At 74.2% G+C, this 10,715-nt stretch carries 8 protein-coding genes; 3 read left to right on the top strand and 5 right to left on the bottom strand.

Annotated elements, in window-relative coordinates:
* From ACFWN1_RS27980 to ACFWN1_RS27965, 4 genes are all read right to left on the bottom strand, one after another.
* Positions 1 to 682: beta-ketoacyl-[acyl-carrier-protein] synthase family protein (locus tag ACFWN1_RS27980; protein ID WP_384367673.1), on the bottom strand; the 682-nt coding region annotated here is incomplete at its 3' end.
* A 281-nt stretch (positions 683 to 963) separates the two neighbouring features.
* The gene (locus ACFWN1_RS27975; RefSeq protein ID WP_384367670.1) at positions 964 to 1,281 is read right to left on the bottom strand and encodes a hypothetical protein; all 318 of its coding nucleotides are present in this window, start codon (positions 1,279 to 1,281) and stop codon (positions 964 to 966) included.
* A 22-nt stretch (positions 1,282 to 1,303) separates the two neighbouring features.
* Positions 1,304 to 3,388: an acetoacetate decarboxylase family protein gene (locus tag ACFWN1_RS27970; protein WP_384367667.1), complete on the bottom strand. Its 2,085-nt coding sequence runs from the start codon at positions 3,386 to 3,388 to the stop codon at positions 1,304 to 1,306.
* A gap of 213 nt (positions 3,389 to 3,601) precedes the next feature.
* Positions 3,602 to 4,054, bottom strand: a complete 453-nt coding sequence (locus ACFWN1_RS27965) for a flavodoxin family protein (RefSeq protein WP_384367664.1) — start codon at positions 4,052 to 4,054, stop codon at positions 3,602 to 3,604.
* A gap of 111 nt (positions 4,055 to 4,165) precedes the next feature.
* Here ACFWN1_RS27965 and ACFWN1_RS27960 point away from each other — a divergent pair, with 111 nt between their 5' ends.
* Positions 4,166 to 4,807, top strand: coding sequence for a class I SAM-dependent methyltransferase (locus ACFWN1_RS27960; RefSeq protein WP_384367661.1), 642 nt, complete (start codon positions 4,166 to 4,168; stop codon positions 4,805 to 4,807).
* A 47-nt stretch (positions 4,808 to 4,854) separates the two neighbouring features.
* On the opposite strand, the gene ACFWN1_RS27955 is transcribed toward ACFWN1_RS27960, so the two are convergent.
* Entirely contained in the window at positions 4,855 to 6,900 is a 2,046-nt protein-coding gene (locus ACFWN1_RS27955; protein ID WP_384367676.1) for a DUF1996 domain-containing protein, read from the bottom strand.
* Positions 6,901 to 7,368: 468 nt separating this feature from the next.
* Here ACFWN1_RS27955 and ACFWN1_RS27950 point away from each other — a divergent pair, with 468 nt between their 5' ends.
* The gene (locus tag ACFWN1_RS27950; protein WP_384367658.1) at positions 7,369 to 9,105 is read left to right on the top strand and encodes an NlpC/P60 family protein; all 1,737 of its coding nucleotides are present in this window, start codon (positions 7,369 to 7,371) and stop codon (positions 9,103 to 9,105) included.
* A 126-nt stretch (positions 9,106 to 9,231) separates the two neighbouring features.
* Positions 9,232 to 10,596, top strand: coding sequence for an FAD-dependent oxidoreductase (locus tag ACFWN1_RS27945; RefSeq protein WP_384367655.1), 1,365 nt, complete (start codon positions 9,232 to 9,234; stop codon positions 10,594 to 10,596).
* Positions 10,597 to 10,715: the final 119 nt, after the last annotated feature.

Genomic DNA, 10,715 nt, shown 5'->3' with positions numbered 1-10,715 from the left:
GGTGCGGGGAGGTGAAGTGGTGGGCGTCGCAGGAGGCGCCGTACCCGGCGACCAGGGCGGTGGGCCGGGCGGCGCGGGCGCGGGCGTCGGCGGTGCGTTCCAGGACGAGGACGGCGGCGCCCTCACCGAGGACGAAGCCGTCGCGGTCGCGGTCGAAGGGGCGGGACGCCTCGTGCGGGGCGTCGGCGCGGCGGGACAGGGCACGCATCTGGGCGAAGCAGGCGGCGGTCATCGGCAGTCGCGCGGACTCGCTGCCGCCGGCCAGGACGAGGTCGCAGGCCCCGGACAGCAGCAGGTCGCGGGCGAGGCCGATGGCGCTGGTGCCGGAGGCGCAGGCGGTGGAGACGACGAGGTTGGGGCCGGTGGCGCCGAGGTCGAGGGCGATCTCGGCGGCGGCCATGTTGGGCACGCTGCGCGGCAGGGCGAGCGGGGAGACCCGGTCGGGGACGCGGGCGGCGAGCCGGTCGAACTCGGCCTGCCAGCCCTGCATGGAGCCGGTGCCGACGCCCATCACGATGCCGATGCGCGGTCCGTCCCAGTCTCCGGAGGTGAGTCCGGCGTCGGCGACGGCCTCACGGGCGGCGAGCAGGGCGAAGGTGGTGAAGCGGTCCAGGCGGCGGCTGAGCCGGTGGCCGAGCAGCCGGGGCGCGTCGAGGTCGGGTACCCGGCAGGAGAACGTCACGGGCAGCCCGTCGAGTCCGGGGTCGGCGGTGGCCGTGGAGGTTCCGGCGCACTGTCACTAAAAGTCAGCGTGCCGGCCGACGCCGGCCGGGGTGACCAGTCCGAGTCCGGTGACGGCCACGGGGGCGCGCCGGGTCGCTTGACCTGCCTTCACGAGCTGCATGAGCGGTGATTATCCGGATCTTCGGGGCGCTCGCCCGGTTGCCACAACCCGTTCGGCCCAGGACGGCACGGGCTACCACCCGGATGCCCGAACGTCTGCCGAGCGGCGCCGGGCGGGGGTCATTTCCGGCCGGCGGCCGGGAGCATCGCGGGTGCGGCCGGGCGGCGGCGCGGACGGGTACGGCCGGGTGTGCTCTGACTCAGCAACGCCTCTGCGGCCAGGCGCAGTTGGCGTGCGGTCGTGCGGCAGGCGGCGGCCTGGCGGGCGAGGGTGGGTCTGCTCCACTCCGGTGCGGCGACCCGCCCGCTGAGGGTGGCGGCGGTGGCGAGGAGGCGGCGGGCGTAGCCGTCCATCAGGTCGGCGTCGGTGCGCAACTGCGCTATGCGGTCGAGGAGTTCGGCGGCGATCGGGTGGGCGGGCGTGGAGTGGCTCACCATGACGGCTCCCGGTGGCGAAGGTTCAGCGCGGCAGGACGGCGCCGGCGGCCCGGTGGACCATGAACTGCGGGCAGGCCACGACGAACAGCGGCCGGGCGGTGTCGATGCCGAGCCTGCGCAGCTGTCCGGCCATGGGTTCGGCGGCGGCGGTGTCCAGCCGCAGTCGCACCCCGGCCCCGGCGTGCAGCCGGGGGCGTCCGGAGGTACGGACCGAGGTGCGTACGGTGCTCTCGCCGCGTCGGCCGTACAGGGCCCAGTCCGGCTCGGGGCAGCGCACGCCGGGTCCGAGCCGGCCGAGCACGGCGATACCGAGGCCGGGTGCGCTCAGCCGGAGCCGGTGGGCGCCGAGATGGACCTCGGCGGCGGCGCGTACGGCGGGCTGGCCCCAGAGTTCGCGGGTCGCCACGCGCGCCTCCTCGGTGGTGACGGCGAGGGACAGCACGTAGCGGCCGGTGCGGCGCAGGTCGGCGCGGCGCAGCACGTCGGTGGCGAGGTCGGCCGGGCGGGGCCGCCACAGGTCGTCCACCGGGACGGACAGGGCGATCTCGGTGTAGGGGCCGAGGGTGGAGCAGCGGTGCTCGTACAGCGAGAGCACCGCCAGGGTGTGCCGGCCGATCCCGCTGGGCCGCATCCAGGGCACGTCGGGCAGCAGGGCCCGCACCGCCTCGGTGCCGACCGGGAAGCAGAGGTGGGCGGCGGCGGAGTCCTGGTAGCGCACGGGCACGCCGACCGGGCCGGTGGCCGTCGGGACCGAGGCGGTCGGGAGGGTGAGGAAGGGGTGGCCCTCGGGCGGCCGGGCCGGGTCCTTGAGCTGGTACGCCTGGCTGCGTACGACGGGGCCCCGGTAGGCGGTGAGGGCCTGGTCGATGTGCTCGCGGGCCTCGGGGGCTACGGTGCGCAGATGCCCGATGTACTCGCGCAGCAGGTGGGACTGCGGGAAGGCGCGGGTGGGTCCGGTGTAGCGGGCCTCGTACCGGCCCGGGTGCGGATCGGCCGTGGTCGCGGCGGGGACGAGGTCGTGCTCGTTGGTGAGGTGGCCGGTCCAGGTGCGGGGGTCGGCGGGGCGTCCGCCGGGGTCGGGGGAGCCGACCGCGACGACGTGGGTGATCCGGTAGGCGCGGCAGAACGCGGGGTCCCGCGCGAGGTTGAGCAGCGCGGTGCCGCCTTCGCCGTGCCCGATCAGGGCGAGTTCGGCTCCGCGCGGGATGCCGTGGTCCTCGATGGCGGGCCGGAGGGCGCGGGTGTAGGGCGAGTCGGCGGTGAGCTGTTCGCGCCAGGCGGCGACGACATCGCGCGGGGAGCCGTGGCGGGGGCGGCCGGGGCTGGTACCGGGGGCCTGGACGACGTACCGGACGACACCGTCGGGGCCGCGTACGTTCTGCACGAGGACGCGGCCCTCGGGGGCCAGCAGGTCTATGTTGCGGAGGAAGCCGAGGAGCGAGCCCTCGGTGGCGAGGGTCTGTTTCTCCCGGCCGGTGAGGTCGACGGCCTCGGCGGCACCGTGCTCCGAACCGGGGTCCGGTTCCGCCTCGTCGGCCGGTTCGGCGTCCAACAGGGCGCGTACGTGTAGGAGTTCGGCCAGTACGGGGGCGAGCGCGGCCAGGGCGCGCTGGGCGCCGGGGTCCTGGAAGAGGGTGCGCAGCGCGCGTACCGCCTCCCGGTCGCCACGGGTGCCGAGGGCCGCGGTGAGCCGGCGCATGCCGGGGTCGCGGGCCAGTTCGGGGTGGGCGGCCAGCACGGCGGCTGTCCGCAGCCGCAGGGAGGTGACGGCCGTCAGAGCGGCCAGCGGCTCACCGCGCCGGCGGGCGCCGAGCAGCCTGGTGAGCCGTCTGCGGGCCGGCCCGGCCGGGGCGCCCAGGCCGCGCGGGTCGGTCAGGGCCCGCAGCAGCACCCAGCGGGCGGTGAGTCCGGTGCGCGGGTGGCGGGCGGAGCCCTTGCGGGGCGGGGCGAGCAGGGCGTCCGCGGTGCGTTCGGCGACGGCGCGTACGCCCTCGGCGACCTCGGCGGTCTCGCGGGCTCCTGCCCGCAGGAGTTCCTCGGTGGTGCGCCGGTCGGCGTCCTGCCCGCCGGGCGCGGGCCGTCCGGGTGCGTGGCCGTCCGCTCGCATCCGACGCTCCCTCGATTCAGACGACGTACGACGGGGTGCGACCGCGTCCGCTGGGACGCGGCCTCGTGGCCCATCGTCGGCCAGGGGGGCCGCGCCCGCACCTTCGTCCGGCCGGTCAGGGGCGGCGGGACCAGCGCCTTTCCGGTCCGGTCCCGGGCCGGGCGTGGACCACGCGGGACGCGCGCGGGTTCCGCCGAACGGGCGACACCGGTGTCAGCCGGCCAGGCCCGCCGCGAGGACCGCGCCCAGTTCCCGGCACGCCTCGGTGTCGGCCTTGCCCGGCGCGCCGGTGACGGTGACCGGCTCGGCGGCGCGGCGCCAGCCGAGGCCGGTGGTGATGGCCTCGACGGCACGGGCGGCGCCGGTCACGTCGTTGCCCCCGTGCACCCAGTAGCCGAAGGGGCGTCCCCGGGTCTCGTCCAGAGCCGGGTAGTAGATCTGGTCGAGGAAATGCTTGAGGGCGCCGGACATGTAGCCGAGGTTCGCCGGGGTGCCGAGGAGGTAGCCGTCGGCGGCCAGGACGTCGGAGGCGGTCGCGGCGAGCGCGGCGCGCCGGACGACGCGGACGCCCTCGATCTCCGGCGCGGTGGCGCCGGACACGACGGCCTCGAACAGTTCCTGGCAGTTCGGCGAGGGCGTGTGGTGGACGATCAGCAGGGAGGGCACGCCCCGCACCCTGCCCTGCCGGTGCTCCGGTCCGCAACCAGGGCTTCCGGAAGGCGCGGGTATGGGGGCGCCGATGCCGGGCACCGGTAGGGAACGTTGAGAGGAGCCGTCGTGGCAGAGGAAGAGCAGCGGGCACCCGCGGCGGTCGTTTTCGACGCGCTGGGCATCGCCTACGAGCAGGCGTTCGCCGCTTCCGGACCGCATCTGGCGTCGCTGAGCTGGCTGGTGGATCATCTGATGCCGGGCAGCCGGGTGCTGGACGTGGGCAGCGGCACCGGCAGGCCCACCGCCGAGGCGCTCGCACGGGCCGGGCACCGGGTGCTGGGCGTGGATGTGTCCCCGGTGATGGTCGAGCTGGCCGCGCGGCAGGTGCCGGACGCCGAGTTCAAGGTGGCCGACATCCGTGAACTGAGCCTGGAAGAAGGGTCGTTCGAAGCGGTCTGTGTGTACTTCTCGCTGCTCCAGATGTCCCGCGCCGAACAGCGGGAGGTTCTGACCTCGCTGGCGCGGGCGCTGCGGCCGGGCGGTCTCGCGGTGCTGGCCACGGTCCCGGTGGACGTGGCGGACGCGCAGGTCGATTTCATGGGGCACCTGGTGCGGGTGAGCAGCTTCTCCCCGGAGGAGTTCACCCGGCTGGCCACCGAAGCGGGGCTGACGGTGCTGCACGAGGGACACGCCACCTTCGTCCCGGCCCACCCCGACTCCGGGCCGGAGCCGCACCTGTTTCTGTACTGCCGACGTACCGCGCACTGAGCCCCCGGGTCCCGTAGCGGGAACCGGGGGCTCGGGCCGGGCTCGGGTCAGTACCGCATACGCCGGGCGCGGAGCAGCATCACCAGGCCGGACGCGGCCAGCAGCACGCCGAGGGCGGCGGGCCACAGGTTGGCACCGGTCTCGGCGAGGCCGCCGTTGCCGACCGCCTGCGGCTCGAGGTTCGCGGGCGGCGGAGTGGTGGTGACGGCGGCGGCCTGCGCCGGAGCCGACACGGATTCCTGCGGGGCGGGGGCGGTACCGGCCGGGGCCGCCGGCGCGGTGGAGTCGTCCCGCTTGCCCGTACCGCCGCCCTCGTTCTTGGTGGTGTTGGCCGGCGCGGTCGTCGCGTCGACGCGGGGCGCCTCGACGGGGTCGGCCTGCGCGGGGTCGGCCTGCGCCGGGTCAGTCTGCGCGGGGTCAGTCTGCGCGGGGTCAGTCTGCGCGGGCTGCTCTTCGGGGGCGGTCCCGGCGGGCTGCTCGGGCTCGGTCTCCGCGGGCGGGGTGGTCTGGGCCGGCTGCTCGGGCGCGGTGCTCGCGCTCGGCTCGGCGGTGTCCTGGCCGCCGGGCTCCTCGCCCTGGCCGCCGCCACCGTCGCCGTTACCGCCGTCGCCCTTGCCGTCGTCGCCCTTGCCGTCGTCGTCCTTGCCGCCGCCCTTGCCGTCGTCGCCAGGGCCGCAGTTCCGGTTGGAGTTGATGCAGTCGACCATGGTGCGCATCAGGTTGTCGTCGAAGACGTTGATGAAGTCGCCGTGGTCGGTGACCGGCTTGTGCTGCTGCTCCGGGAAGGAGTCGACCGCGAAGAGCGGGGTGCCCTTGCCGCCGTCGGCCAGGCTCGGCGCGTCCACGTCGTAGACGATCCGCTGGACCAGCTGCGGGATGGCCTTGAAGCCCGCGGGGCAGTTGCCCTGGGCGTCGGCGAAGGCCACGTGGGTGCGGTGGTTGGCGCTGTCGGCGTTACGGCCGTCCCAGCAGCTCTGGAAGTGGAAGCTGCGCACCACGTCGCTGCCGGACGGGCACAGCGGGTACTTGTCCTTCAACTGCCGGTCCTCGAACCCGGTGCAGCTCCAAGAGGCGTTGGCGTTGGCGGGGCCGTTGACGAACGCCTTGGCGTCGCCGGTGATGACGCGCAGCAGCCGCGGCATCTCGGTGACCTTGCCGCTCGGGCTGCCGACGAAGGTCAGGGTGACCTCCTTGGGCGTGACGATCTGCCCGGCGTTGCCCTCGGTGCCGCCGCCCGGTGCCCCGGCGTCCCGCTCCTGCTTGCCGTTCTGCAGGCGCAGCACCGGCCAGTAGTAGGTGGACTTGTCGCCCTGGTCGGCGCAGCTGGTCTTGGCGTCGGCGAGATCCTGGTCGCTGGCGAAGGCGGTGTTGGACTGGTTGCCGACGTAGTCGTGGAAGTGGTGGGCTCCATTGGAGACACCGGGGGCCACGATCACGTTGTCCGAGTTGAACAGGCCGTTCTCGTTGACGCCGCACTCGGTGCGGAAGGTGCCGCCGGGGGGCGCCTTGGGGGCGTTGGGCTGTACGGACTTGATGTCCGCGTAGTCGGCGGCGACGGGCCCGTTGCCACCCTGCCCGGTCGCACCGTTCTGCCCCTGCCCCTGGCCCTGGCCCTGATCGGCGCCCGCGCTCTGCGAAGGCGCGGCCGAACCCTGCTGCTCACCGCCGGGGGCGGCCTCTGCGGGGCGCAGGGCGCAGGGGGCGAGTTCGTCGAGCTTGTCGGGCCGGTTCCCGGCGCGGCCGATGGCGTCGGCGATCCGGCCGAGGGTCGCGGTCCGCTTGTCCTTCAGCGGGTTCATCACCGAGTTGTCGGCGGCTTCCGGGTCCTGCCGGAGCGCGTCGGCCGACTGCTGGAGCCGCTGGTACGCCTCGGCGATCTGCTGGTCCAGCTGGGCCAGTTCACGGTCGACGTCCGCGCGGGCCGCCTCCGGTACGTCGGTCAGCCGGGTGCCCACGTCGGGGCAGTCGATGGTCGCCATCCCGGCCGACCTGAGAGTTGCGTTCGTCGCGTCGCCGGAGCCCCCTCCGCCCCAGCCGCCTTCGCTGGCCGACGCGTAGACGTTGGCCGCGACGAGGCCGCCGCCGCCCAGCATCAACGCGACCGCGGCGAGGGTCACGCGTCGTGCGCCGGTCGGGCGCCTGCGCCTGTTCGGTTCCAAGATCGTCCCCTGCGAGTCGTGGTCGGTGGGGGCATGTGGCGCCCCACACCCATACGCGGGACGGCGTCGACGTGTTCACCCCGGCCCGGATTTCATGGCGAACTCTCGCGAAAACCGGGCCACATGAGCCGCTCAAGGCCAAGGACGCACCTGTATGTCGCAGTTGGCGACGCGGGTGCCTAGTGTGCCCATCCGAACATGGCGGCGAACATCACAAATACGTATCGGACATTCCACCCGACGACCTTCACACGAGTGACACAAGTTGGCTAGGTTGACCGCAGGCCGCCCGGCTCCACCGTTCCAGTGAGTCCGCAGCGGCGTCCGGTACGGGACATTCGACCGACTTCCGGGCGCGCCGGCCCAACTGCCCCGCGCGGGGCGAGGAAGGAGTCGTCTCCCATGGCGCCGGAGAGTCACGAAGAGGTTCGGCAGCGGATCGACTCCCTCTACGCACGGGCCGAGACCGCGACGGGCAACTACAACGCGACCCGCGCGATGGCGGCGGCCAGCCGGAAGCGGGGTGTCCCCCTTGCCAAGCGGTCCGCCGGCCGCCCGGACCCGGCACTCGACACCGTCACCCAGCAGTGGTTCGACGCGGCCCGCACCAAGGCGGGCCCGGTTGTGCCCGCGACCCTTCCCGTCGGCCGGACGCTCGACAACGTCCCTGTCGTGGAGCGCACTTGGACCGCGGCCGAGCTGGGCCTGCCCGGCGGTGAGGCGGAGGCCCCCGCGCTGCCCGCCGGCCCTTCGCAGCGTCCGGTGGCCGAGCTGACGGGCGGCCCGTCCATCCCGGCACTGGAGGCGGTTACGGCGACCGCACTTCCTCCGGTGACGCCCATGGCCGCGCTGCCCGCCGCACCGATCGCTCAACTCTCGCCGGTCATAGCCGAGTTGGCTGCACCGCTGCCCGTGGTCGGGGTTCCGGGCCTGCCGGACAGCCTGAGCGTCCTCACACCGGTACCGCCCGGCGGTGCTCCCGGAGTGCTGCCGACCGCGCCCGCCGGGCCGGCGCGCACCTCCCCCGCCGACCTCAAGGCGGGCAACCGCCGCAAGCTCACCTCCGCCCGGGACATGCTGTCCCGTCACGCCTGGAACGCCGCTCCCGCGCAGGCGTGGGGAGGCGGCACCCCGCAGGCCCCCGCACCGGGCGCCGCTCAGACTGCCGCGCCGGAGATCGCCAGCTCCGGCGCGGCGCAGGCACCGGCCGGCGCGACGGGCCAGTGGACCGCACCGCCGCCCGCCGTCGCGGACACCGGCCCGCTGACGTACCCCATGCCGGACGCGCTGGGCGACACGGGCTCGCTGACGTACCCGGTCCCCGGCCCGCTGACGGACACCGGCGGCCTGAGCTATCTGGCCCCGGCGCCGCAGACCGACACCGGCACACTGCCCGCCGTGGACACCAGCGTCTTCGCCTACCCGGCCGCGCCGCCGGTCACGTACGACACCGGGGCGTACCCGGCGATGGCCGCCCTCGCCCCGATGTACGACACCGGGGCGTACCCGGCCCTGCCTCCGATGGCCGAGGCGACCCCGGCCCCGGCCACGACCCCGACGTACGAAACGGGTGCGTTCCCGGCGGCACCCGCCTTCCAGCCCGCCCCCTCGCCGGCCCCGCCTGTTCCGGCTGCCGCTCCGGCTCCGGCTCCGGCTCCGGCTCCGGCTCCGGTGTACGAAACCGGCGCGATCCCCGCCCCCCGGCCCGCCACCCCCCAGCCCCCCGCCTTCGGCACCGGCACCTTCCCCACCCCCCGGCCCGCCTCCGAGTCCGCGCATGTGGTCCGCGCCGCCAAGGCCATCGCCTTCGCCGCCGCACAGGTGGGCAAGCCCTGCGTCTGGGGTGCCACCGGGCCCGACTCGTTCGACTGCTCCAGCCTCACCCAGGGTGCGTGGCGGGTGGCCGGGGTCGAACTGCCGAGGGCCGCGCACGAGCAGGCGGTGGCCGGGACCGAGGTGACGCTCGCCGCGGCGCTCCCCGGTGACCTGGTGCTGTTCTTCGAGGACGGCCGGCATGTGGGCCTGTACGTCGGCAACGGCACGATGATCCACGCGCCGGGGCCGGGCGCGACCATCCGCGAGGAGTCGGTGTACGGCGCCGGGGAGGCAGCCATCCACCGGGTGATCAGGCCCGCCTGACTAAGGGCGAGCCACCCATAAAACCTGCTTATGAGTCCATAGACCGGACCCGCGTACTAACTTAGGGCTGCCTTAGCTTAGGCTTTCCGATCGAGTCGCCTGTCCACACTCGAAGGGAACCTGATCATGCCGCGCCCCCTGCGGGTAGCCATCGTCGGAGCCGGCCCCGCCGGGATCTACGCCGCCGACGCCCTGCTGAAGTCCGAGACGGCCGCCGACCCCGGCGTGTCCATCGACCTCTTCGAGCGGATGCCCGCCCCGTTCGGCCTGATCCGCTACGGCGTGGCGCCCGACCACCCGCGTATCAAGGGCATCATCACCGCCCTCCACCAGGTGCTCGACAAGCCGCAGATCCGTCTGTTCGGCAATGTCGACTACCCGCGCGACATCGACCTGGACGACCTGCGCGCCTTCTACGACGCGGTGATCTTCTCCACCGGCGCGATGGCCGACCGGGACATGTCGATCCCCGGCCTCGACCTGGACGGCTCCTACGGCGCGGCGGACTTCGTGTCCTGGTACGACGGCCACCCCGACGTGCCGCGCACCTGGCCGCTTGAGGCCGAGAAGGTCGCCGTCCTCGGCGTCGGCAACGTCGCCCTGGACGTGGCCCGCGTCCTCGCCAAGACGGCGGACGAGCTGCTGCCGACGGAGATCCCGCAGAACGTCTACGACGGTCTGAAGGCCAACAGGGCCCTGGAGGTCCACGTCTTCGGCCGCCGTGGCCCCGCGCAGGCGAAGTTCAGCCCGATGGAGCTGCGCGAGCTGGACCACTCCCCCAACATCGAGGTCATCGTCGACCCCGAGGACATCGACTACGACGCGGGCTCCATCGAGACCCGGCGCGGCAACAAGCAGTCCGACATGGTCGCCAAGACACTGGAGAACTGGGCGATCCGCGATGTCGGCGACCGCCCGCACAAGCTCTTCCTGCACTTCTTCGAGTCCCCGGCGGAGATCCTCGGCGAGGACGGCAAGGTCGTCGGTCTGCGCACCGAGCGCACCGCCCTGGACGGCACCGGCAACGTCCAGGGCACCGGCGAGTTCAAGGACTGGGACGTCCAGTCCGTCTACCGCGCGGTCGGCTACCTCTCCGAGAAGCTGCCCAAGCTGCCCTGGGACCTCGAGACGGGCACCGTCCCGGACGAGGGCGGCCGGGTCGTCGAGGAGGGCGGTGCCCATCTGGCGTCCACGTACGTCACGGGGTGGATCAGGCGCGGGCCGGTCGGTCTGATCGGCCACACCAAGGGCGACGCCAACGAGACGGTGGCCAATCTGCTGGCCGACCACGCCGCCGGCCGGCTGCACACGCCGACCTCGCCCGACCCGGAGGCCGTGTACGCGTTCCTGACCGGCCGGGAGGTGCGCTTCACCACCTGGGACGGCTGGTACAAGCTGGACGCCGCCGAGCGCGCCCTCGGTGAGCCGCACGGGCGCGAGCGCGTGAAGCTCGTCGAGCGCGAGGACATGCTGCGGGAGAGCGGCGCCTGATCCCTCGGCGCCCGCTGGACGACGACGAGACCCCGACGAGACCGGCACCCCGGCTCTCGTCGGGGTCTCGCGCGCCTGGCCCCTGCGGGGCGCGTGCGAGGCGCGCCGGGGGCGTACAC

The sequence above is a fragment of the Streptomyces sp. NPDC058459 genome, from assembly GCF_042721685.1.
Classification (GTDB): Bacteria; Actinomycetota; Actinomycetes; order Streptomycetales; family Streptomycetaceae; genus Streptomyces.
Note: the sequence above shows the minus strand (reverse complement) of the source record. Positions and strands in the feature narration are given on the sequence as shown.

What these genes read in the sequence shown, in the direction of transcription:
- ACFWN1_RS27975 (WP_384367670.1), bottom strand. Translation starts at nt 1,281, where the DNA reads ATGGTGAGCCACTCCACGCCCGCCCACCCGATCGCCGCCGAACTCCTC.
- ACFWN1_RS27970 (WP_384367667.1), bottom strand. Translation starts at nt 3,388, where the DNA reads ATGCGAGCGGACGGCCACGCACCCGGACGGCCCGCGCCCGGCGGGCAG.
- ACFWN1_RS27955 (WP_384367676.1), bottom strand. Translation starts at nt 6,900, where the DNA reads ATGCTGGGCGGCGGCGGCCTCGTCGCGGCCAACGTCTACGCGTCGGCC.
- ACFWN1_RS27950 (WP_384367658.1), top strand. Translation starts at nt 7,369, where the DNA reads ATGGCGCCGGAGAGTCACGAAGAGGTTCGGCAGCGGATCGACTCCCTC.
- ACFWN1_RS27945 (WP_384367655.1), top strand. Translation starts at nt 9,232, where the DNA reads ATGCCGCGCCCCCTGCGGGTAGCCATCGTCGGAGCCGGCCCCGCCGGG.